The 25,278-nt window shown below is 72.6% G+C and carries 25 protein-coding genes; 12 read left to right on the plus strand and 13 right to left on the minus strand.

Annotation, left to right across the window (positions count from 1 at the left end):
- The first annotated feature begins 446 nt into the window (after positions 1-446).
- A complete protein-coding gene (locus tag V6U86_RS32315; RefSeq protein WP_334510135.1) occupies positions 447-1,715 on the plus strand; it encodes an IS110 family transposase in 1,269 nt (422 codons plus the stop codon).
- An 82-nt stretch (positions 1,716-1,797) separates the two neighbouring features.
- Here the strand turns inward: V6U86_RS32315 and coaD are convergent, their stop codons facing one another.
- Together coaD and rsmD are read right to left on the minus strand one after the other, a co-directional pair.
- On the minus strand, positions 1,798-2,280 hold the full coding sequence (coaD, locus tag V6U86_RS32320) for a pantetheine-phosphate adenylyltransferase (protein ID WP_334510137.1): 483 nt from the start codon (positions 2,278-2,280) through the stop codon (positions 1,798-1,800).
- Entirely contained in the window at positions 2,277-2,840 is a 564-nt protein-coding gene (rsmD, locus tag V6U86_RS32325; protein ID WP_334510139.1) for a 16S rRNA (guanine(966)-N(2))-methyltransferase RsmD, read from the minus strand. The genes coaD and rsmD overlap by 4 nt, the downstream gene beginning before the upstream one ends.
- 396 nt (positions 2,841-3,236) lie before the next feature.
- Here rsmD and V6U86_RS32330 point away from each other — a divergent pair, with 396 nt between their 5' ends.
- Positions 3,237-4,436 carry an LPXTG cell wall anchor domain-containing protein gene (locus V6U86_RS32330; RefSeq protein ID WP_334510141.1) on the plus strand — a complete coding sequence of 400 codons (1,200 nt, stop codon included), beginning with the start codon at positions 3,237-3,239 and terminating at the stop codon, positions 4,434-4,436.
- 107 nt (positions 4,437-4,543) lie between these two features.
- On the opposite strand, the gene recG is transcribed toward V6U86_RS32330, so the two are convergent.
- Both recG and V6U86_RS32340 read right to left on the minus strand, forming a co-directional pair.
- Positions 4,544-6,742 carry an ATP-dependent DNA helicase RecG gene (gene recG / locus V6U86_RS32335; protein ID WP_334510143.1) on the minus strand — a complete coding sequence of 733 codons (2,199 nt, stop codon included), beginning with the start codon at positions 6,740-6,742 and terminating at the stop codon, positions 4,544-4,546.
- Positions 6,739-8,352 (minus strand): DAK2 domain-containing protein, encoded by a 1,614-nt coding sequence (locus tag V6U86_RS32340; protein ID WP_334510145.1) that lies wholly within the window; start codon positions 8,350-8,352, stop codon positions 6,739-6,741. The genes recG and V6U86_RS32340 overlap by 4 nt, the downstream gene beginning before the upstream one ends.
- A gap of 287 nt (positions 8,353-8,639) precedes the next feature.
- On the opposite strand from V6U86_RS32340, the gene rpmB reads away from it, so the two are divergent.
- The gene (gene rpmB, locus V6U86_RS32345; protein ID WP_007456456.1) at positions 8,640-8,831 is read left to right on the plus strand and encodes a 50S ribosomal protein L28; all 192 of its coding nucleotides are present in this window, start codon (positions 8,640-8,642) and stop codon (positions 8,829-8,831) included.
- Positions 8,832-8,970: 139 nt separating this feature from the next.
- On the opposite strand, the gene V6U86_RS32350 is transcribed toward rpmB, so the two are convergent.
- The gene (locus V6U86_RS32350; RefSeq protein WP_334510147.1) at positions 8,971-9,432 is read right to left on the minus strand and encodes a GNAT family N-acetyltransferase; all 462 of its coding nucleotides are present in this window, start codon (positions 9,430-9,432) and stop codon (positions 8,971-8,973) included.
- Positions 9,433-9,461: 29 nt separating this feature from the next.
- Complete coding sequence (locus V6U86_RS32355) at positions 9,462-10,451, minus strand: thiamine-phosphate kinase (protein WP_334510149.1); 990 nt, start codon at positions 10,449-10,451, stop codon at positions 9,462-9,464.
- A gap of 96 nt (positions 10,452-10,547) precedes the next feature.
- Between V6U86_RS32355 and V6U86_RS32360 the strand changes: the two genes are divergently transcribed.
- Positions 10,548-10,781, plus strand: coding sequence for an Lrp/AsnC ligand binding domain-containing protein (locus V6U86_RS32360; protein WP_030487446.1), 234 nt, complete (start codon positions 10,548-10,550; stop codon positions 10,779-10,781).
- Positions 10,782-10,790: 9 nt separating this feature from the next.
- Positions 10,791-11,474, plus strand: coding sequence for a DUF3515 family protein (locus V6U86_RS32365; RefSeq protein ID WP_442935043.1), 684 nt, complete (start codon positions 10,791-10,793; stop codon positions 11,472-11,474).
- Positions 11,475-11,528: 54 nt separating this feature from the next.
- Here V6U86_RS32365 and V6U86_RS32370 read toward each other — a convergent pair whose 3' ends face one another.
- Together V6U86_RS32370 and V6U86_RS32375 are read right to left on the minus strand one after the other, a co-directional pair.
- Positions 11,529-12,629: a D-alanine--D-alanine ligase family protein gene (locus V6U86_RS32370; protein WP_334510154.1), complete on the minus strand. Its 1,101-nt coding sequence runs from the start codon at positions 12,627-12,629 to the stop codon at positions 11,529-11,531.
- A 197-nt stretch (positions 12,630-12,826) separates the two neighbouring features.
- Positions 12,827-13,045 (minus strand): hypothetical protein, encoded by a 219-nt coding sequence (locus V6U86_RS32375; protein ID WP_030335309.1) that lies wholly within the window; start codon positions 13,043-13,045, stop codon positions 12,827-12,829.
- 278 nt (positions 13,046-13,323) lie between these two features.
- On the opposite strand from V6U86_RS32375, the gene V6U86_RS32380 reads away from it, so the two are divergent.
- Both V6U86_RS32380 and V6U86_RS32385 read left to right on the plus strand, forming a co-directional pair.
- Entirely contained in the window at positions 13,324-14,169 is an 846-nt protein-coding gene (locus V6U86_RS32380) for a helix-turn-helix domain-containing protein (protein WP_334510156.1), read from the plus strand.
- 5 nt (positions 14,170-14,174) lie between these two features.
- Positions 14,175-14,375 (plus strand): DUF397 domain-containing protein, encoded by a 201-nt coding sequence (locus V6U86_RS32385; protein WP_334510158.1) that lies wholly within the window; start codon positions 14,175-14,177, stop codon positions 14,373-14,375.
- A gap of 42 nt (positions 14,376-14,417) precedes the next feature.
- Here the strand turns inward: V6U86_RS32385 and V6U86_RS32390 are convergent, their stop codons facing one another.
- The 5 genes from V6U86_RS32390 to V6U86_RS32410 form a co-directional block, all read right to left on the minus strand.
- Complete coding sequence (locus V6U86_RS32390; RefSeq protein ID WP_334510160.1) at positions 14,418-15,467, minus strand: ROK family protein; 1,050 nt, start codon at positions 15,465-15,467, stop codon at positions 14,418-14,420.
- A 170-nt stretch (positions 15,468-15,637) separates the two neighbouring features.
- Complete coding sequence (locus tag V6U86_RS32395; protein WP_334510162.1) at positions 15,638-16,423, minus strand: putative protein N(5)-glutamine methyltransferase; 786 nt, start codon at positions 16,421-16,423, stop codon at positions 15,638-15,640.
- Positions 16,424-16,566: 143 nt separating this feature from the next.
- The gene (locus V6U86_RS32400) at positions 16,567-17,685 is read right to left on the minus strand and encodes a cystathionine gamma-lyase (protein ID WP_334510166.1); all 1,119 of its coding nucleotides are present in this window, start codon (positions 17,683-17,685) and stop codon (positions 16,567-16,569) included.
- A gap of 8 nt (positions 17,686-17,693) precedes the next feature.
- Positions 17,694-18,701 (minus strand): NAD(P)H-dependent glycerol-3-phosphate dehydrogenase, encoded by a 1,008-nt coding sequence (locus tag V6U86_RS32405; RefSeq protein WP_334510168.1) that lies wholly within the window; start codon positions 18,699-18,701, stop codon positions 17,694-17,696.
- Positions 18,698-19,435, minus strand: a complete 738-nt coding sequence (locus tag V6U86_RS32410; protein WP_334510170.1) for a lysophospholipid acyltransferase family protein — start codon at positions 19,433-19,435, stop codon at positions 18,698-18,700. Before V6U86_RS32410 ends, V6U86_RS32405 begins: the two co-directional genes overlap by 4 nt.
- A gap of 129 nt (positions 19,436-19,564) precedes the next feature.
- On the opposite strand from V6U86_RS32410, the gene cofC reads away from it, so the two are divergent.
- From cofC to V6U86_RS32435, 5 genes are all read left to right on the plus strand, one after another.
- The gene (gene cofC / locus V6U86_RS32415; RefSeq protein ID WP_334510172.1) at positions 19,565-20,197 is read left to right on the plus strand and encodes a 2-phospho-L-lactate guanylyltransferase; all 633 of its coding nucleotides are present in this window, start codon (positions 19,565-19,567) and stop codon (positions 20,195-20,197) included.
- Between the two features lie 67 nt (positions 20,198-20,264).
- Complete coding sequence (locus tag V6U86_RS32420; RefSeq protein WP_030335323.1) at positions 20,265-20,462, plus strand: cold-shock protein; 198 nt, start codon at positions 20,265-20,267, stop codon at positions 20,460-20,462.
- 54 nt (positions 20,463-20,516) lie between these two features.
- The gene (locus tag V6U86_RS32425; protein ID WP_334510177.1) at positions 20,517-22,865 is read left to right on the plus strand and encodes an RNA degradosome polyphosphate kinase; all 2,349 of its coding nucleotides are present in this window, start codon (positions 20,517-20,519) and stop codon (positions 22,863-22,865) included.
- Positions 22,866-22,889: 24 nt separating this feature from the next.
- On the plus strand, positions 22,890-24,410 hold the full coding sequence (locus tag V6U86_RS32430; RefSeq protein WP_334510179.1) for a CYTH and CHAD domain-containing protein: 1,521 nt from the start codon (positions 22,890-22,892) through the stop codon (positions 24,408-24,410).
- On the plus strand, positions 24,398-25,276 hold the full coding sequence (locus tag V6U86_RS32435) for an NUDIX hydrolase (RefSeq protein ID WP_334510180.1): 879 nt from the start codon (positions 24,398-24,400) through the stop codon (positions 25,274-25,276). Before V6U86_RS32430 ends, V6U86_RS32435 begins: the two co-directional genes overlap by 13 nt.
- Positions 25,277-25,278: the final 2 nt, after the last annotated feature.

Here is a 25,278-nt window from a genome sequence, read left to right on the forward strand (position 1 = left end):
CCACGCCGCTTCGCGACGCGGGATGCTGCCGCGTGTCTACGTACGGTTCGATTTTCGAGTTAGATCGCGGAGGCGCGGGGGTGCGGAGGCGCGGGGGTGCAGGGGTGCGGGGAGTGCGGGGAGCGCGGGGGTGCGGGGAGCGCGGGGGTGCCGGGAGCGCGGGGGTGCCGGGAGCGCGGGGGTGCCGGGAGCGCGGGGGTGCAGGGAGCGCTGGGGGTTAGTCCTTGTCGCCTCTGGCGATGCGGCCCGTTCCGGGCTGAAAATCGTGTCGGTCGCTCGCTGACGTCGTCGCTCCTTGGTCCGTGTGAGGTCGTGGGTTAGTCGGACGCTGGTAGCCGCGTTATGGGCCCTTCACTGTTGCTGCGAGCACGCGAGTTAGATTCACCCGTTCTGTGGCTGCCGCGGGCGACCGTCCTGATGTTCACGCTGGTGGGAAGGGGTTTCGGTTGCTGGAACAAGCGCAGGACGACGAGCAGATCATCATGCGTGTGGCGGGGTTGGACATCGGTAAGGCGTCGTTGGTGTGCTGCGCGCGGGTTCCGGACGAGGCCCATCCGGGACGGCGGCTGCAGGAGGTGCGGACCTATCCGACGATGACCCGTTCACTGATCGGGCTGGCCGAGCGGTTGGCCGGTTTGGGGGTGACCCGGGTGGTGATGGAGGCGACCAGTGACTACTGGAAGCCGGTGTTCTACCTCCTCGAAGCGCACGGGTTCGAGGTGTGGCTGGTCAACGCCCGCGACGTCAAGCATCTGCCGGGCCGGCCGAAGACCGACAAGCTGGACGCGGTGTGGTTGTGCAAGGTCGCCGAACGGCAGATGATCCGGCCGAGTTTCGTGCCACCGGCGCCGATCCGGATGCTGCGGGACCTGACCCGCTACCGGGTCGATCTGATCGCCGAGGCCGGGGCGGAACGCCAGCGGGCGGAGAAGCTGCTCGAAGACGCGCAGATCAAACTGTCGGCCGTGGTCAGCGACTTGTTCGGCACGTCCGGGCGGGCGATGATGGCCGCGCTGATCGCCGGGCAGCGTGACCCGCACACCCTGGCCGAGTTGGCCCGCTCCAGCCTGCGCCGCAAGATCCCCGCCCTGCAGGAGGCCCTCACCGGTCACTTCACGGATCATCACGCGTTCCTGCTGGGCAAGATGATCGCCCGGGTCGAGCAGGTCGAGGCCGACATCCGCGAGGTCGACGCCCGGATCGAGGCGCACCTGGCCCCTTTCGCCCCAGCGGCGGCCCGGCTGCGTGAGATCCCCGGGATCGGCCCCGCCGCCGCTGCCACGATCATCGCCGAGATCGGCGTCGACATGACCCGTTTCCCCACCCCGGCTCACCTGGCCGGCTGGGCCAAGTTCGCCCCCGGCGTCAAGGAATCAGCCGGCCGCCGCAAAGGCACCGGATCCACCGGGCACGGCAACCGCTACCTCGCCCGCGTCCTCGGCCAGATCGCGGTCTCCGCCGCCCGCACCGACACGTTCCTCGGCGAACGCTACCGGCGCATCGCCCGACGACGCGGCGCCAAACGCGCGATCGTCGCGGTCGGCCGCTCAGTCCTGACGATCATCTGGCACCTACTGTCCGACCCCGCAGCCGGGTTCCGTGACCTCGGCGCCGATTTCTACCTCAGCCGCACCGACACCGAACGCCGCAAACGCAACCACATCCACCAACTCGAAGCCCTCGGCTACCGCGTCACCCTCGACCTCGCCGCATAACGCACCACCCAACAAGACCCATCCCACGCCGCTTCGCGACGCGGGATGCTGCCGCGTGTCTACGTACGGTTCGATTTTCGAGTTAGGGGCGGGGGCCCAGGCGGGTCTGGAGGGCTTCGCGGACCGGGTCGGGGACGTGGGCGGAGATGTCGCCACCCCACTTGGCCACGTCCTTGACCAGGCTCGACGAAAGGAACGAGTAGAGCGGGTTGGTCGGCATGAAGAGCGTCTCGACGCCAGCCAGACCGATGTTCATCTGGGCCATCTGCAACTCGTAGTCGAAGTCGCTGACCGCCCGCAGGCCCTTGATCAGCACACTGGCCTGCTGGGCCCGGCAGAAGTCCACCAGCAGCCCGCGGAACGACTCGACCCGTACGTTGCCGTACGACGAGGTCACCTCGCGGAGCATCTCGATGCGCTCCTCGACGGTGAACAAGCCACTCTTCGACTGATTCACCAGCACACCGACGATGACCTCATCGAAGAGCCGACTGGCCCGCCCGATGATGTCGAGGTGTCCGTTGGTGACCGGGTCGAACGAACCGGGACACACCGCACGTCTCATGATCGGCGACCGTACCAAAGGGTGGTCTCGCCGTATCGGCGGCTGCGCTCGGCAGTGATCCCGTCCACCCAGTCGAACTCCCTGGTACGGCGGGACCGCTCCACCACCACCAACGCGTCGGGCGCCAGCCAGCCGCCGTCGACCAGCGCGGCCAACAGCGCGGTGATCTCCTCGTCCGGCACCGCGTACGGGGGGTCGGCGAAGACCACGTCGTACGGCTCGCCGTCCGGCCCGGCCGCCAGCACCGTCGCCACCTTGCCGGTGACCAGCCGGGCCGCCGGGCCGGCGCGCAGGGCCGTCACGTTCTCCCGGATCACCCGGGCGGCCCGCGGGTCCGACTCGACCAGCAGCACATGCCGGGCACCCCGGGAGAGCGCCTCCAGCCCGACCGCGCCAGAGCCGGCGTACAGGTCGGCGAAGCGGGCGCCGTCGAGATCGACGTCGGCCTGGATGGCGCTGAACAGCGCCTCCCGGACCCGGTCCGAGGTGGGTCGGGTGCCGGCGCCGGGAGGCGCGGCGATCCGCCGGCCACCGAGCGTCCCGGCCACGATCCGGGTCACCGTTTCCTCCTGCTCATGCCCGCGACGCTACGCGATGCCACGGGGACCCGGTCAGCACGGCGCGGATCCGCGCAGGCGGCCAGCCGACGACGTCGCAGCGCACCAGAGCAGCCACGCCAGCGTGACATCCACCGTGGAGCCCCGGGCGGGCGGACGGTCCCCAGTGACCAGACCGACACCTTCGGTTCATCAAAGATCACGAATCGACTACATTGCCGAATGGCAATGATCTGAACTCCCCTCATTAACCACCCATCAGTACAGTCTCCCCCTGTCCCCGCTTTCGCCGCGGGAACACCACCGCGTCGCGACGCCCCGGTGAGCAGGTGACTCCCCGGTCACCATGTCTCCCGGCCTCCCGCCACGCGATCCGTACCCCCCTCACCAGGAGCAGGCGTGAACCCTCCCAAGTCTCCGTTCCGGCGCCTCGCGGCCATCGCCGCGGGCGCGCTGATCGGCCTCGCCGGTGTCGGCGTCATCGCGAGCCCCGCGAGCGCCCACTACACCGAGCCGAGCGGCCAAGCGGTCTGTGACACCACCACCGGCGAGTGGGTGGTGAACTGGACCGTCAAGAGCGTCTACCACTACTCCTCGAAGAGCTTCCAGCTGGCGAGCGTGGTCCTCACCCCCGCCAACACCACGGTGACCAACATCGTCGCGACGTCGGACAAGAGCTCCTACCCGTACGACGTCAACACCCCGATCACCGGTGTGCAGCGGGTGCCCGGCTCGGCCACTGAGGCCACCCTCGCCGTGAAGGCCCGGTGGGACGACGGCTACCCCGAGAAGAAGGCGCGCACGGCCGCTGTGACGTTCGAGGGCACCTGCGTCACCGAGGAGCCCCCGACCAGCCCGTCGCCGGAGCCGTCGCCGAGCACCCCGCCGACCACGCCTCCGACCACGCCTCCGACCACCCCGCCGACCACCCCGCCGGCGGTCAGCATCCCCACCGCCAGCTTCGCCTCCGACTGTGAGGGCGCCGTCACCGTGACGCTCGCCAACGGCGCGGACGCCACGACCGACGCCAAGCTCACCGTCAAGGCCAAGGACTTCTCGGAGACCTACACCGTCAAGCCGGGCGAGAGCAAGAAGGACATCGTCGTTCCGGCCAAGGCCGGCAAGATCACCGTCAGCGAGGGTGACAAGCCGGTCGGCGAGCCCTACACCTGGGTGAGCCCCGAGGACTGCGTCAAGCCCGGTGAGCCTCAGGCCGGCTACGAGTCCACCTGCGACAAGCTGGTCTTCGGCTTCGCCAACCCGGAGGACGGCAAGGCCTTCGAGGTGACCCTGACCCCGAACAAGGGTGAGGCGCAGAAGCGGACCGTCGAGCCGGGCAAGACCGTGGTCGTCGAGTTCGAGGCGTTCGAGGGTCTGACCGTGACCCCGGCCGCCGAGGGCCTGGACGACACCAGCCCGATCGCCTGGGAGAAGCCGGCCGACTGCGCGCCGGGCCAGGGTGGCGGCAAGGACGAGCCGGCTCTGCCGCTGACCGGTGCTGCGACCGGCGGCATCATCGCCGGTGCCGCGGTGCTGCTCGCTGCCGGTGCCGCCCTGTTCGTGGTGGCCCGTCGTCGTCGGGTTCGCTTCACCGCCTGAGACAACCCGCTCTGACATCTGAGGGCGCGTCGACCACCCGGTCGGCGCGCCCTCAGCCACGTGGTGGCCTGCGAGACGCGCCCCCAGCCACGTGCTGGCCTGCGAGATCAGCCCTTTTCCAGGTACTCCGCGCGGTCCTCGTCGACCAGTGCGGCCACCGAGGCGGCCAGCGCCGGGCTACGGGTCAGCTCCGGATCGTCCTCGATGAGGGTGATCGCCTCGGCGCGGGCGTCGCGGATCAGGTCGGCGTCGCGTCGCAGGGACAGCAACCGCAGGTGCGAGCGGTGCCCGGACTGGGTGGCACCCAGCACATCGCCCTCGCGGCGTTGCTCCAGATCGAGTTCGGCGAGCTTGAAACCGTCGCTCGTGGACGCCACCGCGTCCAGCCGCTCCCGCGCCGACGAACCCTCGGCCGCCTCGCTGACCAGCAGGCAGAGCCCGGCGGCTGCGCCCCGGCCGACCCGGCCCCGCAACTGGTGCAGCTGGGAGACACCGAACCGGTCGGCGTCCAGCACGATCATCACTGTCGCGTTCGGCACGTCCACGCCGACCTCGATCACGGTGGTCGCCACCAGCACGTCCAGGTCACCGGCCGCGAAGGAACGCATCACCGCGTCCTTCTCGTCGGCCGGCAGGCGACCGTGCAGCACCCCGATCCGCAGGCCGTTCAGCGGGCCCTCGGCCAGCAGCGGAGCCACCTCGGTCACCGCCAGCGGCGGCCGCCGACCGTTGTCGTCCTCGGGTGGCGGTTCCTCGTCGGACACCGGCCCGTCACCGATGCGCGGACACACCACGTACGCCTGGTGGCCGGCGGCCACCTCCTCGCGCAGCCGCCGCCAGGCCCGGTCCAGGTAGGCCGGCTTCTCGGCGGCCGGCACCACGTGCGAGGCGATCGGCGACCGCCCCCGGGGCAGCTGGGAGAGGGTGGAGACCTCCAGGTCGCCGTAGACCGTCATCGCCACCGTGCGCGGGATCGGGGTGGCCGTCATCACCAGCACGTGCGGCGGTTGGTCGGCCTTGGCCCGCAGGGCGTCGCGCTGCTCCACGCCGAAGCGGTGCTGCTCGTCGACGACCACCAGGCCGAGGTCGGCGAAGTCGACCCCCTCGTAGAGCAGGGCGTGGGTGCCGAGCACGATGCCGGCGGCGCCGCTGGCCACCTCGCCGAGCGCCCGGCGGCGGGCCACCGCGCCCAGCGAGCCGGTGACCAGCTCGACCCGGGTGGCGTGCTCGGCGGAGCCCAGCTCACCGGCCTGCCCGAGCGGCCCGAGCAGGTCGAGCATGCCGCGGTGGTGTTGCGCGGCGAGGACCTCGGTGGGCGCCAGCAGCGCGGCCTGCCCACCCGCGTCGACCACCTGGAGCATCGCCCGCAGCGCCACCACCGTCTTGCCCGAGCCCACCTCGCCCTGCAACAGGCGGTGCATGGGGTGCGGGGTGGCCAGATCCGCCGCGATCTCCACACCCACCTCACGCTGGCCGGCCGTCAGCTCGTACGGGAGTCGGGCGTCGAAGGCCTCCAGCAGCCCACCCGGACGCGGCGGCCGGGGCCGGGCCGGCCAGTCGGCCGCCCGGTGCTTGCGCTGCACCAGGGTCACCTGGACGGCGAAGGCCTCGTCCCACTTGAGTCGCCGCCGCGCCTGGTGCAGCGCCTCCTTGCTGGACGGCCGGTGGATCTCGGTCAGCGCCGCGCCGAGCCCGACGAGTTTGCGGCTGGCCCGCACGGCGTTCGGCAGCGGATCGTCCGGCGGGGTGAACGTGTCCAGTACGACGCGCACGCAGCGCGCGATCACCCAGGTCGGCACGGCCGCGGCGGCCGGGTAGACGGGGATCAGAGCCCCGGCGAACTCCTCGATGTCGTCGCTGACCGCCGCCTCACCGTCGCCGCCCTCGCCGAGCAGCACGTACTCCGGGCCGTTGAGCTGCCGTTTGCTCCGGAACTCGGTGACCTTGCCGGCGAACAGGCCCCACCGGCCGGGGCGCAGCTCCCGCTCGCGCCATGCCTGGTTGCCGAAGAAGGTCAACGTCAGCACCCCGCCGGACCCGTCGCCGACGGTCACCTCCAGCAGGTTGCCCCGCCGCTGACGCATCGGGCGCACCGCGGTGCGCTGCACCTGGGCCAGCACGGTGACCTGCTCACCGACGTCCAGCGAGCGGATGTCGGTGTGCTCACCACGCTCGTCGTAGCGACGCGGGAAGTGGTAGACCAGGTCACCCGCTGTGTGCAGGTCGAGGTGCGAGGCCAGCGCCTTGGCTGTCTTTTCCCCGACCAGCTTCTTCAGCGGAGTGTCCACCGTGGCTGGTTCGCTCATTCGATCCCTACCAGGAGCGGATAAAACGGCTGGCCGCCCGGGTACGCGTGCACCTCGACGAACGGCCAGCGTCGCGCGACATGCGCGCGGACGGCATCGGTGAGCCCGGCGGGAGCATCGACCCCGGTCAGCAGGGTGACCATCTCGCCGCCACCGCCGAGCATCCGGTCGACCACCGCCGCGCAGGTGTCGGTGAGGTCGGTGCCGATCAGGTGCACCTCCCCCTCCACCAGCGCCAACACGTCACCGGGACGGCACGGGCCGGCCACGGTCAGCGCCTCCCGGCTGGCATGGCAGACCTCGGCGTAACGGCAGGCGCCCGCCGCCTCGGCCATCGCGATCACGTCGTCCTCGAAGCGGCGGTCGCCGTCGCGGACCGCGAGGGCGGCCAACGCCTGCACGGGCGAGCGGGTCGGCACCACGCTCACCTTGATGCCGTAACGGTGGGCTTCGCGGGCGGCGGCGCTCGCCACCGCCTCCGTGTTGGCGTCGTTGGGCAGCACCACCACCCGGGCCGCACCGGTGCTGCGCACGGCGTCGAGCAACTCACCCGTGGACGGGTTGCCCGGCACCACGGTGGCCCCCTCCGCGGCGAACAACTCGGCGATGCCGCCACCGGTGGCCACCACCACAGCGGCCCGACCGGCCACCACCGGGCCGGCGGGCGGCTCCGGCTGATCGGCGAAACGGGTCACCGAGATCCGGTACGGGCGGCCGGCGGCCACCCCGGCCTCGACCGCCGCGCCCACGTCGTTGACGTGCACGTGCACGTTCCAGGTGCCCTCCGGCTCACGCCCGTCGCCGACGACGACCAGGGAATCTCCCAGGGCGTCCAGGGCCCGCCGCATCCCGGCGACCGCCTCGGCCCGGGCATCGAGCAGGAACTGCACCTCGTACGCGTACTCGTCGGAACCGGTCTCCCGGGCGACGGTGGCCGCCGGGCGGGCGGGGCGCGGCGTCGGCGCGGGCCGGGCCGCGCTCTCCCCGGTCAGCACCTCGACCAGGGCGTCGAGCAGCACGCAGAGCCCTCTGCCACCGGCGTCGACCACGCCCGCGCGGGCCAGCGCCGGTAGTTGCTCCGGGGTCCGGGCGAGTGCCTCGGCCGCCGCCCGGGCCGCGACGTCGGCCACGGCGGGCAGGTCGTCGCTGTCCGCGCCCTCGGCGGCGGCGGCGGCGGCCGCGACCACGGTGAGCAGGGTGCCCTCGACCGGTCGGGAGACGGCGGTGTACGCGGCGGCGGTGCCGGACCGCAACGCGGCGGCCAACTCCCGGCCGCGCACCGCTGGCGCACCGGCGACCTGGTCGGCGAAACCACGCAGGATCTGCGAGAGGATCACCCCGGAGTTGCCTCGCGCGCCGAGCAGCGCGCCCTGGGCCATCAGCCGCAACGCGTGGCCGTGCGCGGTCGGCCCGCTGTCGGGGAGAGTGTCCAGATCCATGGCGAGGGCCTGCTGGGCCGAGGTGAGGGTGAGCACCAGGTTGGTGCCGGTGTCGCCGTCGGGCACCGGATAGACGTTGAGCTGGTCGATCTCGCCCTGATGGCGCTTCAGCGCGGCCAGCCCGCCCGCACACCAGCGGCGGACCGCGGCGGCGTCGAGGGTGTCCAGCACGGGCAGAAGCCTACTGGCGCGCGCCGACACCCGTCGGACTCGTCCGGCGTGTCCGCCGCACCCCGGGCCGGCGCTGGCCGCAGCGGGGACGGACCACTCCGGTACCGTTGTCGCCGGGCCGGCCCGCCGTCGGGCGGACGGGCCCACGACCAGGCGTGAGCCGGGGCACGGGCGAGCGCCGGACCGGGCCGGTTGGCCGGGTCGGCGAGTCATCGGGTAACCTGACCAGGTTGCCCGGGCAGCACCTGCCGGCGACCTCATGAACGTATCAATCCCAGGAGTATCCCGTGGCTAGCGTGTGCGACGTCTGTGGCAAGGGACCGGGCTTCGGCCACAACGTGTCCCACTCGCACCGGCGGACCAACCGCCGCTGGAACCCGAACATCCAGTCGGTGCGTACCCCGGCCGGTGGCGGCAACACCAAGAAGTTGCAGGTCTGCACCTCGTGCATCAAGGCCGGCAAGGTCACCCGCGCCTGACGCGGTAGCACCCACCTTCTCGTACGGCTCAGCCGGCGGACCCCGAGGGTCCGCCGGCTCTGTCGTGTTCCCGGGCAGCCGCCCGGGGCCCGGCTGGCCGGGGCCTGACGCACCGGCCAGGCCGGGCCCGGTGCGCAGGTCAGAGGGTGCGACCGAAGGAGACGCAGCCCTCCGCGTCCTTGTAGAAGCCGAAGTTCGGGATCCGCTCGTACCCGGCGGAGCCGTACATGGCGATCGCTTCGGGCTGCTTGTCGCCGCACTCCAGGACCACCCGCTTGCGGCCCTGCTCGCGGGCTGAGCGCTCGACGGCCGCCAGCACCGCACGGGCCACCCCCCGGCCCCGCGCCGCCGGTGCCGTGTACATCCGCTTCAGCTCCGCGGTGTCCGCGCCGTGGCTGCGCCAGCCACCGCAGCCGACCGCCTCGCCGGCCAGGTAGGCGACGAGGAACGCGCCATCGGGCGGCTCGAACTCGGCAGCGTCCACCGGGGTGTCGTCGCCGGAGCCGCCGTAGCGGGCACCGAGGTCGGCCAGTGCGGCTTGGATCAGGTGCTGTGCCACCGGCGCGTCGAACCGCACCCGCCGGATCTCGATCTCACTCACGGTGTCCAGGGTACGGCGGCGCGAGGGCCTCACCGGAAGTGGTCCCAGCCGGCCGGGCCGTCGTAGGCGACGCCGTCGACAGTCACGCCGGCACCGTCCGTGACCAGGCCGATCGGCCGCCAGCCCGGCGGCAGCGCCACCGCCGGGGGGAAGGTCGCGGCCAGCGCGTGGTCGTCGCCACCGGCGAGGATCCAGGTGTACGGGTCGACGCCGAGCGCCTGCGCCGCGTCGGCCATCTGCCGGGGCACCTCGAACCCCTCCCGGCGTACGTCGATCGCCACCCCGCTGGCCGCCGAGACGTGCCCGAGGTCGGCGAGGAGCCCGTCCGACACGTCGATCATGGAGGTGGCGCCGAGCTGGGCGGCCTCCGGGCCGGCCCGGTAGGGCACCTGCGGCCGCCGGTACGCCTCGACCAGCAGCCGGGGGGTACGGAAGCCGCGGGTCAGCACGGTCAACCCGGCTGCCGCGTACCCGGTGCGCCCGGCCAGGGCGAGCACGTCCCCGGGGCGGGCGCCGGAGCGCAGCACGGGTGGACGGCCCGCGAGGTCGCCCAGCGCGGTGACCGCGATGGTCAGGGTGGGGCTGGCCGACATGTCCCCGCCGACGACACTCGCGCCGACCGTGGCCGCCTCCGCGGCCAGCCCGTCGGCCAGTTCCTCCGCCCAGGCGGTGTCCAGGTCCGCCGGCATGCAGAGCGCGACCAGCAGGGCGGTCGGCGTGGCACCCATCGCCGCGATGTCCGCCAGGTTGGCCGCTGCCGCCCGGTGCCCGACGTCACGGGCCGAGGACCAGTCGCGCCGGAAGTGTCGCCCGTCGACCAGCACGTCGGTGGAGGCGGCCACCCGGCCGTCCGGCGCGGCTACCAGCGCCGCGTCGTCACCCGGGCCGAGCAGGGTCGTCGGCCCGTACGACAGCCGGGCGGTGATCTTCCCGATCAGCCCGAACTCCCCGATCCCGGACACGCCGACGCCACCACGGCCGTTCCGCCCGTGCTGCCCCGCTTCGCCGTGCTCGCTCACCGCTGCTCCTTGACCACCGATAGGGATCAGACCTGGTCCGTAAGGTAGTTTCACCCTTCGGGCCGCTCCCGGGCGGCGACGGACGGAGGTCGAGTCGTGGTACAGGCGTACATCCTCATCCAGACCGAGGTCGGCCGCGCACGTGACGTGGCGGGTCTCATCGCGGACATCCCCGGCGTGGTTCGCGTCGACGCCGTCACCGGGCCGTACGACGTGGTCGTCCTCACCGAGGCGAACACCGTCGACGAGCTCGGCAAACTCATAGTCAGCAAGGTGCAGATGGTGCCCGGCATCACCCGCACCCTCACGTGTTCGGTGGTGCGGCTGTAAGTGGACGAGTTGACGACCTCCTCCTCTGCTCCGGACGGCGACGCGGCGCGCGACCCGGCCGACGGCACGCCCGAGCCGGCTGACGGTAACCGCGAGTCGACCGATCCCGCCGCCGCCGCGCCGGCCGGGCGCGATCGGACCATGCGGGGTGCCGCACTACTGGCCACGGCAATCGCGCTGCCGATCACGCTGCTGGTGGCCGTGCTGGCCTTCACCAAGCTCAGTCCGAACACGCCGGCCGCCGCGCCGAGCCCGTCCGCGACCACCGCCCGGGTGCAGTCCACCGCCCCGGTGGAGATGGCCGCCCCGGCGCTGGCCGCCCGCCCGGCCACGGTCTGCCGGGCCCTGCTCTCCCAGCTCCCGGCGAGCATCCGCGACCTGGCCCAGCGACCGGTCACCGCCGGTCCGGAGCAGAACGCCGCGTACGGCGATCCCGCGCTCACCGTGGCCTGCGGCGGCACCGAGCCGACCTTCCCCAGCACCGACGAGGTCTGGACGGTCAACCGGGTCTGCTGGCACCTGGCCGAGCAGGCCGACGCGGCCGTCCTCTCCACTGTCGACCGGGAGACGCTGATCACCGTGCGCGTCCCGCGCTCGTACGAGCAGCCGTTGCAGTGGTTGCCGACGATCTCCAGCACGATCGTGGCGAGTGTGCCCTCCGGCGGCGCCATCCCGTCCGGTTGCCAGCACTGAGGTCGAACCGACCCCGCCCACGCCGGCTGAGCCGCGCGGGCGGGGTCGGCCGGCTCAGTGCAGGCCGACGCCGCGTCGCTGGGCGGTACGGATCAGGCGGTTGACCAGCTTCGGGTACTCCAGGCCGGAGGCCGCCCACATCCGCGGGAACATCGACGTCGGGGTGAAGCCGGGCATCGTGTTGATCTCGTTGAGGTAGACGTCCAGCTCGGGAGTGACGAAGAAGTCGGCGCGGGCCAGGCCGGCGCAGTCCAGCGCGGTGAACGCGCGGACCGCGTAGTCCTGCACCTGACGGGTCACCTTCTCCGGCAGGTTGGCCGGAATGTCGTACTCGCAGGAGTCGTCGAGGTACTTCGCCTCGAAGTCGTAGAAGTCGTGGTCGGCGACGACCCGCACCTCGGCCAGCACGGACGCCTCGGGCACGCCACCGGCCTCGCCCTCCAGCACACCGCACTCGATCTCGCGACCGACGATCGCGGCCTCGATGATGACCTTCGGGTCGAACTGCCGGGCGGCGGCGACCGCCGCGTCCAGCTGCGCCCAGTCGGTGACCTTGTTGACGCCGAACGAGGACCCGGCCCGGGACGGCTTGACGAAGACCGGCAGGCCGAGCCGGTCCTTGTCCTGCTCGCTGAGGGTCATCCCGCTGCGCAGCACGGCGTACGAGCCGACCGGGATGCCCTCGACGGCGCAGAGCTTCTTGGTGAACTCCTTGTCCATGGCGGCCGCGGACGCGAACACGTTCGCCCCGACGTAGGGAATGCCGGCCATCTCCAGCATTCCCTGGATGGTGCCGTCCTCGCCGTAGGTGCCGTGCAGCACCGGGAAGACCACGTCCACGTCGGCCAGCGCCCGGGGGCCCTCGGTCGGGTCGAGCACCATCAGTCCGTTGCCGGTGGGGTCGGCGCGCAGCACGATGTCGTCGCCGGATTCGGCGGTGATCTCCGGGAGCTGACGGGCGTTGATCGCGAGCTGGGCGGGATCGCCGTTGGTCAGCACCCACTGGCCGGCGCGGGTGATGCCCACCGGCACCACCTCGAACTCGTCCGGGTCCAGTGCGCCGAACACGCTGCCGGCGCTGACGCAGGAGATGCCGTGCTCCGGGCTGCGGCCGCCGAAGACGATCGCCACGCGGGTCTTGCCTGGGGTGGTCACTCCGGTCACCTCTTCGTACGCGACTGCGGCTGGTCGTGCTCGCCGGTGGCGCTCACCCGGTTGACCTTACTGTGCGTGGCGGATGGGCGAGGCGATACCCGGCGAGCCACGGCACGACACGGCAACTGGTCATCAGAGGATATACGGTGCGTAACCGGGAGGTAGCGGTGTCGCAGACCGCTGACCTGCGCCTGCGCTCAGTCCCGGGAGTGCCGGCGGCCGACCGCGATCACTTTCACCCGCTGCCGGCCGGCCCGCACCATGCCCAGGGCCATGAAGGCTCCGGCGATGCGATCGGCGGCCTCCCGACTGCTGGCGCCGACGACCTGTCGGCGCCGCTCCGGCGCGACCCGCTCGTTGCGGTTGACGCCCTCGACGGGACGGACATCGGTGAGCACCACGAGGAAGCGGGTCATCGCGCGCCGCCCGAGGGTACGGCGCGGGGCTCCGGGCGGGTTGGCACGTCGTCTCCTTCCGGCGGGCCGGGATGGCGGGGCGGCACGCGACGATCGGGTACGGGGGAGAAACCCGATCGCCGCGCGCCCCATCCCCTCCGGTCGCTCACCACCACCGTCGCCACGACAACCGGCGGTGAGGACGCCATCACAGATTGACACGTGTACAGCCATGAATGCAACTCTCATCGACGTTTTCTCATGCACACGTTCCCGCAAATGTGTGCGACCATCGATGCATGGCCCCGAAGACCGCCCGTGCCCGCCGGCTCGGCATCGCCCTGCGCCAACACCGGGAAGCCGCCGGGCTGACGCTGGAGACCGCGGCGGATGAGATCAACAGCACCCGCAGCACCCTCTCCCGGTACGAGAACGCCCAGACCCTGATCAGCCCGGCCACCGTGCGCGCCCTGCTCACGTCGTACGGGGTGAGCGCCGAGGAGGTGGCCGCAGCGGTGCAGTTGGCCAAGGATGCCCGCAAGCCGGGCTGGTGGGTGTCGTACTCCTACCTGCTGGACCCTCGCACCATCGACTTCATCGCGCTGGAGGCCGAGGCGACCGCCATCGCCAACTTCGAGCCCTCGGTGGTGCCCGGCCTGTTACAGACCGCGGACTACATCCGGGGCGTGATGCGCGGCGGGCCGCACACCCTCGGCGACGACCTGGTGGAGCAGCGGGTCAAGATCCGGCTCGACCGGCAACAGCGGCTCACCGCCGACCAGCCGCCCATCCTCGACGCGATCATCGACGAGGGCGCGCTGCTCCGCCCGGTCGGTGAGCCGTCGGTGATGAACGGGCAACTGCGGCACCTGGTCAAGATGGCCGAGTTGCCGAACATCAGCGTCCAGGTGATCCCGCTCTCCGCCGGCTATCACCGGGGCACCCGAGGTTCCCTGCACATCCTCGAGTTCGCCGACCCGGAGGACCCGATCATCGCGTCGGTGGAAACCGTCGCAGGTCAGATGATCCTCGACCGGGCGGGCGAGACGCGTACCTGCACCAAGATCATGGAGCATCTCCGAAGCGTGGCGCTCAGCCCGGCGGACAGCCGCGAGATGCTCCTGTCAGTCCTGAAGGGACGGTAGGACAGATGACACCGATGATCACAGCGGCCTTGGCCGCGGCGGCGTGGCGCAAGAGCAGCCGCAGCGGCGACGAGGGAGCCTGCGTGGAGGTTGCCGCGATCCACCGGCTCGTGGCCGTCCGCGACTCCAAGGACCCGGCCGGCCCGGCGCTGCTGTTCCCCACGGCGGCCTGGGCCGCCTTCGCCCAGGCGCCACCCCGGCGCTGACCAGACGTGCCCGAGTCGGCGTGGGTCGAGGCCCGCGCCGGCTCAGGCAACCAGCGGGCGGGGCTCCGGAGCGGCGCGCAGCGCCTCCAGCGCGGCGATCGCGACGCCCCGGGCGCCGGCCATGTCCCGGTCCGGCACCAACGCGAAGGTGGCCACCGCCGCCTGCTCCTCACGGAGCACGGTGTGCTCGCGGACCGTCGCCAGGAACCAGTCCCGGAACTCCGGCGCCGCCTCGACCACCCCACCGCCGACGAAGTACGCGTGCGGGTCGATGAAGTTCGCCGCCACCGTGAACAGCCGTCCCAACGCCATCGCCTGTTGGGTGAACAGGTCCCGCGCGAGGGCGTCTCCCCGTTCACCGTAACCGCGCACCAGCTTGGCCCCCCGGGTCACCGGCTCGGCGACGAGCGGATGGTCGGGGTACCGGGTCAGCCAGTACGGCAGCAGATTGCGCTCGATGCCGGTCAGCGAGGCGACGCTCTCGACGTCACCGGTGAAGCCGCAGGCGCAGGTGGGATCCGGCTGGCCCGGGCCGAGCAGCCCGTTCAGCGGAATGTGCACGTGGCCGAGCTCCCCCGCCATGCCGGCCGCACCGGCGATCACCCGACCGCTCTCGACCACGCCGCCGCCGAGGCCGGTGCCGACGATCGCGGACACCGACGAGCGGTTCATCGCGTCGACGCCGAAGTAGACGTGGTGGGCGTAGAGCGCGGCCGCGTTGCCGTCGTTGTGATAGATCACCGGAAGGCCGAGCCGTCGCTCCAGCGCACGCCGCACGTCGAAGCCACGCCACGCCGGTTGGGAGAAGTTGGTGGAGCCCCGCGACGAGATGACCCCCTCGGCGCTGGCCGGCCCGGGAGTGTCCAGCCCGACCGCCCGGACCAGCTCGCGCGGCACTCCGGTCTGCGCCAGTGCGCCGTCCAGCGCCCGGGCCAACGCCTCGATCGCCGCCTCCGGCCCGGACCGCACCTCGCTGGGGATCTCCAACAGCCCGTCCACCAGGAACCGGCCGTCCACCGTCAGCACCGTGGCGTTGTTGCTGGTGCCGCCGTTGTCCAACCCGACGACCACCGGCACCCCTGCGCTGCCCACCGAAACCGCCTCCCGCCGTCATGAGTGTGAGCCGAGGCTAGTGCCAACCCCTCTCCCCCCGCCATGCCCGGACCGCCCCCACCCTCCCCGCGATCTTGCACTTGCTGTGCCGACACAACGGGCATCCCCCCTCATCCCGACAACCGCAACCGCAAGATCGCCGGGGTGGGTCAGGGGCGTTGGGCGAGAACCGCTGTGGCGTCCAGATCCTCGTCATGGCGCACGGTTGGGGTCAGGCCGGCGGCGTGGAATGCCGCGCAGAGGGCGTCTACCTGAGTGGTGCCGGCTTCCACCACCAGGTGGCCGCCGGGGGTCAGCCAACCGGCGGCGTGGGCACCGACCCGGCGCAGCACGGAGAGCCCGTCCGGGCCGCCGTCGAGCGCCACCGGGGCCTCGTGCAGTCGCGCCTCCGGCGGCATCAGCGCGACCGCGTCGGTCGGCACGTACGGGGCGTTGGCGACCACCAGGTCCAGCCGACCCCGCCACTGCCGGGGCAACGGCGCGAAGAGGTCACCCTCGTACACCTCGGCGTTGAGCCCGGCGACGTTGCGGCGGGCACAGGCCACCGCCGCCGGGTCGATGTCGGCGGCGGCCAGCCAGCGCGGCGCCAACCGATGCGCCATTGCGACAGTGGTCGCCCCGGAGCCGCAGCAGAGGTCGACCACCGCCGGCGCCGGGCCGGTCACCTCGGCCGCCAACTCGACCAGCAGGGCGGTCCGGGCACGCGGCACGAAGACGCCGGCGTCGACCGCGATCCGCAGCCCGCAGAACTCCGCCCAGCCGAGCAGGTACTCCAACGGTTCGCCGGCCGCCCGGCGATCGGTCAGCTCGACCAGGGCCGCCGGGGTGTCCGCGGCGGCCAGTAGCAGATCGGCCTCGTCCTCGGCGTAGACGCAGCCGGCGGCGCGCAGCCGGCTCACGAGGGCGGCGTGGTCGGTGGGAAACGGTGTTGCCATGGGAAACCTCCGGGAACGCTTGCCGGCGCTCCCGAGGCCGCTATCGCGGCAGGAAAACGGGAGGACGTGCCGGTCCGGTCTGTGGGCGGATCGGACTCACCTCCTCCGGTCGGGGCCGCCGGTGCGACCGGCGTCACCCTAACTCAGGCCGGCCCGGCGGCGTCGAGCGCGGCGGCGACGTCGGCCACCAGATCCGCGGTGTCCTCCACGCCGCAGGAGAGCCGGACGAAGCCGGGAGCGGTGTCGTCGCCCCACTGCGCCCGCCGGTCGGCCGTGGTGTGCAGGCCACCGAAGGAGGTCGCCGCCGCCACCAGCCGGGCGGCCTCGACGAATCGGCCCACCCGCTCGGCGTCGCCCAGGTTGAACGAGAGCACCCCCGGTATCCGGAGCATCTGCACCGAGGCCACCGGGTACGCGGGGTCGTCCGGCCGCCCCGGCCACCGCAGGCCGGTCACGTCCGACCGGCCGGCGAGCAGATCGGCGACCGCTGCGGCGTTCGCGCTCTGCCGGGCGAGCCGCAGGTCGAGAGTGGCCAGTGACCGGTGGGCCAGCCAGGCGTCGAACGCGCCCGGGACCGCCCCGGTCGTGGTACGCCAGGTCGTCACCGCGGCGATCAGCTCGGGGGACCGGCTGGCCAGGTAGCCCAGCAGCAGGTCGGAGTGGCCGGTGAGCGCCTTCGTGCCGGAGGCGACCACCAGGTCGGCGCCGAGATCCAGTGGGCGCTGACCGAGCGGGGTGGCCGTGGTGTTGTCCACCGCGAGCAGCGCCCCGGCGGCGTGGGCCCTCGCGGCCAGGGCCGCCAGGTCGACGACATCCAGGCCCGGGTTGGCCGGCGTCTCCACCAGCACCAGCCGGACGCCCTCGAACGACGGGTACGGCCCGACGGTCGGCACGAACAGCACCCGGACGCCGATGGCCTCCAGCACGTCGGTGGCGAACGCCCGGACCGGGAAGTATCCGTCGGTGGGGAGCACCACGGTGTCCCCCGGCCGCAGCAGGGTGAGCAGCAGGCCGGTGATGGCCGCCTGACCTGTCGCGAAGACCCGGCAGTCACCGCCCTCCAACTCGCCCACCGCCGCCTCCAGCAGCCGCCGGGTCGGGTTGTCGGGGCGACCGTAGCCGTTCGGTGACCCGCTCGGGCCCTCGAACGGGTCGAGGTGGTACGGCGCGGCGAAGACCGGTCCGGGCAGGAACGGGTCCCCCGGTGCCGGCTCGGGCAGGCCAGCGCGTACGCAGCGGGTGCCGTCTCCCCACTCGCTCATTGGGTTCCTCACTCGTACGACTCGGGTTTGGCGGTGCGGCTCATCAGGGTTTCCACAGCGAGGCGCGGGTCCATCCCCTCGTGGCAGATCCGCTCGACGTGCTCGGTGATCGGCATCTCCACGCCGTGCGCCCGGGCCAGATCGCGGATCGCCAGGCAGCTCTTCACGCCCTCGGCGGTCTGCCGGGTGGCGGCCTGCGCCTGCTCCAGCGTCTCCCCCCGGCCCAGGTGCTCGCCGAAGGTGCGGTTGCGGGCCAGCGGGGACGAGCAGGAGGCGACCAGGTCGCCCATGCCCGCGAGGCCGGCGAAGGTGATCGGGTCCGCGCCGAGCGCCACGCCCAGCCGGGCCGTCTCGGCCAGCCCACGGGTCATCAGCATGGCCCGGGTGTTGTCGCCGAAACCCATCGCGGTGGCGATGCCGTACGACAGGGCGATCACGTTCTTGACCGCCCCGCCCAGCTCACAGCCGATGACGTCGTCGTTGGTGTAGGGGCGCAGGTACGGCGTCCGGATCGACGACTGGACGAGCGTGGCGCGGGCGCTGTTCGTCCCGGCGACCACTGTCGCGGCCGGCTGCTCGACGGCGATCTCCGGGGCCAGGTTCGGGCCGGACACGACGACCACCCGGTCCGCGGCGACTCCGGCGGTCTCCACGATGACCTCGCTCATCCGCTTGGTGGTGCCCAGCTCGATGCCCTTCATCAGCGACACCAGGGTGGAATCCGGGTGCAGGTACCCGGCCCATTCGGCGAGGTTGCCGCGCAGCGTCTGCGAAGGCACCGCCAGCACCACCACCTCGGCTCCGGTGATCGCCTCGGCGGCGTCGGCGGTGGCGGTGACCCGGGCCGGCAGCAGGAGGTCGGGCAGGTACTCGGGATTGCGGCGCTCGACCCGGATGCTCTCGGCGACCGGCGCGCGGCGGGCCCACACCGTCACGTCCCGCCCCGCGTCCGCGAGGATCTTGGCGAAGGCGGTGCCCCAGGAACCGGCACCGAGCACCGCGACGTGACCGCTCATGCCGCATCATCCCGCTGCTCGCGGCTGACGGAGGACCGGGTCGGTCGCTCCCACAGTGGCGGCGGGGTACCGCCACGGATCTCGGCGAGCATGTCCCGCAGCCGCAACATGATGGTGTCCGTCATCTCCTCGAGGGTGGCCCGGGTCGGCTGGGCGTTCGCCCACCGGCTCAGGTCGATCGGCTCCCCGGCGGCAACGGTCACCGGGATCCGGGGACGCAGGCTGACCCGGGTCGTCCGCGGGTCGAAGATCCGTTCCGGCCCCCACATCACCACTGGCACGACCGGGGCGCCGGTGGCCAGAGCCAGCCGGGCCGCACCGGTCTTGGCCTTCATCGGCCAGAGCTCCGGCTGTCGTGTGGTGGTGCCCTCAGGGTAGATCACGACAGCGCCGCCCTCGTTGAGCGCGGCGACCAGCGCGTCCAGCGAGCGGACGGCGTCGACGCTGCCCCGTTCGACCGGGATCTGCCGGCAGCGGTGCAGGATCCAGCCGACCACCGGCACCCGGAACACGCTGGCCTTGCCCAGGTACTGCGGCCAGCGCCCGGAGTCGTAGATGAAGTGCGCGGACACCAGCGGGTCGGCGTGGGAGATGTGGTTCGCCACGATGATCATGCCGCCGTCGCGGCGGAGATGCTCCTGACCACGCCAGGTACGCCGGGTCCAGACGGACATCACCGGCTTCACCAGCCCCACGGCGAACCGTTGCCAGAACCCCAGCCTCCGCCGTGCCACAGTGCCTCCTCGTCGCGCCCCAACCCCGCCGCGAAAATCCCGCCCGCGACACCCGCAGCGGAAATCATGCCTGCTCGCCCCCGGTACGGCCAGCGAGGGTCCCGTCGTCCGGCTGGCAGGATTGCGGACGTGAGTCAGCCGAGGTGGGCCGTGGTGGTGCCGGTGAAGCAGCTGGCAGCGGCCAAGAGCCGGCTGCGGGGCGCGCTGCCCGGCGTACCGCATGAGGAGTTGGCGCTGGCCCTGGCGACCGACACGCTCCGCGCGGTGCTGGCCTGCCCGGCGGTCGCCGAGGCCCTGGTGGTGACCGACGACGCCCGGGTGGCGGCGGCGGTCCGGGCGGCTGGCGCGCGAGTGCTGCCGGACGAGCCGAACGCCGGCCTGAACGCCGCGTTCCGGCACGGGGCGGCCGGGGCCGCCGGCTGGGTGGCCGGGATCACTGCGGATGTGCCGGCGCTGCGCCCGGCCGAGCTGGCCGACGCGCTGCTGTCGGCGCAGAACGGCCGACCCGAGGTACGCCGGTTCCTGGCGGACGCGCCCGGCGAGGGCACGGTGCTGCTCACCGCTCCGCCGGGCGTACCACTGGACCCGCGCTTCGGGGTGGGCTCGGCGCTCGCGCACGCGGCGAGTGGGGCGGTGCCGCTCGACGGCGACTGGCCCAGCCTGCGCCGCGACGTGGACACCGCCGCGGACCTGGCCGCCGCCGACAGGCTCGGGCTGGGGCCACGCACAGCCGCGCTCATGGCCGCCGGACGCCCCGGCTGAGCCGACCGGAGGGCGGAGCTCGCCCGGCTCGCGCCGAGGCTCAACCCCCCGGGTGTACGGTGCCAGCATGCAGGGCACGGTGGCCAGCTACGACGCGGCGACGCGCAGCGGTGTCCTGCTGCTCGACGACGGCACCGAGATGCGCTTCCCCGCCCGGGCCTTCGACGCCTCTGGGCTGCGACTTCTCCGGCTCGGGCAGCGGGTTCGCATCGACACCGATCCCGACGGCGAGGTCGTCCGGGTGACATTGCCGACGATGATCTGACCCGGCCCGCCCAAGTTCATTTTGCGTTTACCGTAATCGGGTGATTATGAGCGGGTGAGCACCCCTCGCGAGCAACCCGCCCGCCCGCCCGCCACTGACCTCCGCAACGGCTCCCGCGCGCGCGGCACCGATGGACGCTTCCGGCCCTCCCGCGCCGAACGCGCCGGCGCCGCCCGCGCCGACACCCTCGCCGACGACCCGGGCGCCGCCTCCTCCGGGCTGGACGAGGTGATCGACCCGCTGCCGCCGGTCGAGGTGGACGGCCCGGCCGCCGGTGACATCCAACCGGTCGCGTCGACCGGCGGCGGCCAGGAGGACGACGACCAGCCTCCGGCCCCGCCGCTGCCGGAGGACCGGTTCCTCAACCGGGAGCTGTCCTGGCTCGACTTCAATGCCCGGGTGCTCACCCTGGCCGAGGACCAGCGCACCCCGCTGTTGGAACGGGCCAAGTTCCTGGCCATCTTCGCCAGCAATCTCGACGAGTTCTACATGGTGCGCATCGCCGGGCTGAAGCGGCGGCTCTCCGCCGGCCTGCCGGTGCGTGGCGGGGACCGGCTGCCCCTGCGTACGCAGTTGGAGCTGATCGCCGAGCGAACCGCCGCCCTGGTTGCCCGGCACGCTGCCTGTTTCGTCGACGACGTGCTGCCCAAGCTGGCCGACGAGGCCATCCGCATCCTGCGCTGGGCCGAGTTGGGCGACGGGGAGCGGGAGCGGCTGCGCACCTACTTCCGGGAGCACATCTTTCCGGTGCTGACCCCGCTCGCGGTGGACCCGGCGCACCCGTTCCCGTACATCTCGGGGCGGTCGCTGAACCTGGCGGTGGCGGTCCGTGACCCGGACGGCGGTTCGGAGCTGTTCGCCCGGGTGAAGGTGCCCAACAACGTCCCCCGTTTCGTCCGGGTGGACCGGGACCAGCCGGGCGTCCGGATGCTGCCGGTGGAGGACCTGATCTCGGTGCACCTGGGGCAGCTGTTCAGTGGCATGCAGGTGGTCGAGTGCCACCTGTTCCGGGTCACCCGCAACGCCGAGGTGGAGGTCGACGAGGACCGCGACGAGGATCTGCTCCAGGCCCTGGAGCGGGAGCTGGCCCGGCGGCGCTTCGGCCCGCCGGTCCGCCTGGAGGTCGCCGCGTCGATCTCCGACCACATGTTGGAGCTGCTCGTCCGCGAGCTGGACATGGACGACCAGGACGTCCTGCGGGTGCCCGGCCTGCTGGACCTGTCCGCGCTGTGGCAGGTCTACGGCGAGGCGGACCGGCCGGATCTGAAGGACCCGCCGTTCGTGCCGGCCACCCATCCCCGGCTCGCCGAGGGTGAGGTGCCGCGCAGCGTCTTCGCCACCCTGCGCGACGGCGACATCCTGGTGCACCATCCGTACCACTCGTTCGCCACCAGCGTGCAGCGCTTCATCGAGCAGGCCGCCGCCGATCCGAACGTGCTGGCCATCAAGCAGACCCTCTACCGGACCAGCGGCGACTCCCCGATCGTCGACGCGCTCGTCGACGCGGCCGCCGCCGGCAAACAGGTGGTGGTGCTGGTGGAGGTGAAGGCCCGCTTCGACGAGGTGGCCAACATCGGCTGGGCCCGCACGCTGGAACGCGCTGGCTGCCACGTGGTGTACGGCCTGGTCGGGTTGAAGACGCACTGCAAGACCGCGCTGGTGGTCCGGCAGGAGGGCAACCAGATCCGTCGCTACTGCCACATCGGCACCGGCAACTACCACCCGAAGACGGCCCGACTGTACGAGGACTTCGGCATGCTCACCGCCGACCCGGAGATCGGCGCCGACCTCACCGACCTGTTCAACGTGCTCACCGGGTACAGCCGGCAGACCGCGTACCGGCGACTGCTGGTCGCGCCGCAGGGCATCCGCAGTGGGCTCATCGAGCGGATCGAACGGGAGATCTCGCACGTCCGCCTGGGCATGCCCGGCCTGGTCCAATTCAAGGTCAACTCGCTGGTCGACGAGGGGGTGACCGACGCGCTGTACCGCGCCTCCCAGGCCGGCGTACACGTCGACCTGCTCATCCGGGGCATGTGCACGCTGCGCCCCGGGGTGCCGGGGTTGTCGGAGAACATCCGGGTCCGCTCGATCCTCGGCCGGTTTCTGGAACACTCCCGGGTCTTCCGGTTCGGCAACAACGGTGCCGCCGAGTTCTGGATGGGCTCGGCCGACCTCATGCACCGCAACCTGGACCGTCGGGTTGAGGCGCTGGTGCAGGTGAGTGACCCGATCGCCCGCGCCGAGCTGGACCACGTGCTCACCGCCGCCATGAGCCCCGAAGTGGACGCGTTCGAGCTGGCCGGCGACGGCACCTGGACTCGGTGTAACGGCGGTGACGACACCACCCGAAATCATCTGCAGGAACTGCTGCTGCGCCGCGTCGGTGGCACGGCCAGCTGACCGCGCAGCGCATAGGCTGAGCTGATGGTCGAGGAGGAGCAGAAGTACGAGGTGGACGACACCTTCGTGCTGCCGGACCTGGCCGGTGCCGCCCCGGCCGGGGGTCGGGTCCGGGCGCTTCCACCGGTCACGCTGGTCGCCCGCTACCTCGACACCGTCGACCTGCGGCTGGCCCGAGCCGGTGCCTCGCTGCGCCACCGCCGGGGAGACGAGCTGCCCTGGACGGTGAAACTACCGACCGGGACACCGGGCGTCCGGCACGAGATCTCCCGGCCCGGGCCGAAGAGGCAGCCGCCACGGGAGCTGGTGGAGTTGGTCACCGTCCTGCACCGGGGTGCGCCACTGGCCCCGGTGACGGTGGTCCGGACGGTGCGGCACGCGTACGAGGTGTGTGACCGGGCCGGCACGGTGCTCGCCGAGGTGGTGGACGACCGGGTGACCGTGCTCGACGACGCCGGCACCACCACCGACACGTTCCGCGAGGTGGAGGTGGAGCTGAAGGCCGGCGACCGGAAGCTGCTCGACCGGGTCGGCGGTGTGCTGCGCCCGGCTGGCGCCCGGGGCGGGTCGTTCACGCCGAAGCACGTACGCGCGCTGGGCGCGACAGCGCAGGCCGATCCGGACCTGGTCGCACCGGCCGGGCTGACCGCCGAGCCGAGCGCCGGTGAGGTGGTGACCGAGTCGGTCCGCAAGGAGATCCGCCGGCTGTTGGCGCACGACCCGCTGGTCCGGCTGCGCGCCTCGGCCGCCGGTGACGACACCGCCGTGCATCAGATGCGGGTTGCCTGTCGACGTCTGCGCAGTGATCTGCGCACCTTCAAACCGTTGCTGCGCAAGACCTGGTCCCGCCCGCTGCGCGCCGAGCTGAGCTGGTTGGCCGGCGTTCTCGGCGCGGCCCGCGACGCCGAGGTGCTGCGTGCGCGGCTACGCCGTACCGCCGACGCCGACCCGCTGAGCCCGCTCGACCAGGGCGCGGTGGACCGGCTCGACGAGGTACTCGCCGAACGGCAGCGGCGGGCGCTCGCCGCCATCGACGAGACGCTGCGCTCCGCGCGCTATCTGGCCCTGGTCGACTCCCTGGTGCTGGCCGCCCGCGCGCCGCGACTCACCCGCCGGGCGGCCGTGCCCGCTGCGGAGGCGCTGCCCGCGCTGGTGGCCCGCCCCTGGCGACGGTTGACCGGGCCGGAGGGCGTCGACGGGCTGGACGCGCAGTCGCCGGACGGCCGCTGGCACGCCGTCCGCAAGAAGGGCAAGCAGGCCCGGTACGCGGTCAACGCGGTGGCCCCGACCGTCGGCAAGGGCGCGCGCCGGCTGTCCCGCGCCCTCGCCCGTGTCCAGGACGTGCTCGGCGAGCATCAGGACGCGGCGGTTGCGGCGGACACCTGGCTGGAGATCGCCGCAGCCCGGCCGGACGACCACGAGCTGGCGGTCACCGCCGGGCGGCTGGCCGAGCGGGAACGCGGCTCGGTGCGCCGGATGCGGGGTCGATTGCCGACTGCCTGGCATCGGGCCACCCGTCGTCGGCGGACCAGTTGGCTGCCGTGACCGGCATCCGGGCGGCGGGCGGGGTGGCCTGGCGGCCGACCGACGACGGCGTACGCGTCTGCGTGGTGCACCGCCCCCGCTACGGCGACTGGACGCTGCCGAAGGGCAAACTGGAACCGGGCGAGCACGCGCTGGCGGCGGCGGTCCGTGAGGTGGCCGAGGAGGCCGACGTGCGGGGCGTGCCGCAGGTACGGCTGCCCTCGGTGCGGTACCGCAGCGAGGGGCAGCCCAAGCTGGTCGACTACTGGTCGATGCTCGCGGTGGCCAGCGGCGGTTTCCAACCGGACACCGAGGTGGACGACATCCGTTGGCTCGCGGTCGACGACGCGATCCGGTTGGTCAGCTACCCCCACGACGTCGAGGTGTTGGCGGCGTTCGCCGCGTTGCCGTCGGTGACGGCGACGGTCGCGCTGGTTCGGCACGCGCACGCCGGCAGGCGGGCCACCTGGTCCGGCCCCGACGTCGGGCGCCCCCTGGACGCCGAGGGGCAGGCCCAGGCGAGCGCGTTGGCCGAGCTGATCGCCCTGATCCGACCGGCCCGGCTGGTGTCGGCGTCGCCGCGACGATGCGTGCAGACGCTCGGCCCGGCCGCCGCGTTGCTCGACCTGCCGATCGAGGTCTGCGGCGACCTGGACGAGCCGCAACCCGGCCAGCAGAGCGACGAGCAGGTCCTGGCCACCGCCGCCCGTCTGCTGGAGCTGGCGGGCACCGGAGGGCAGGCGGCGGTGTGCAGTCAGGGCAAGGTCCTGCCGGGCGCCCTGGAGCTGCTGACCGGCCGCCCGGATGAGGACTTCGCCACACCGAAGGGCGGCGGCTGGCTGCTCGCCTTCGCCGCCGACCGGCTGCTGGCCGCCGATCGCCTGTAGGG

This window comes from Micromonospora sp. CPCC 205558 (genome assembly GCF_036902955.1).
GTDB lineage: Bacteria > Actinomycetota > Actinomycetes > Mycobacteriales > Micromonosporaceae > Micromonospora.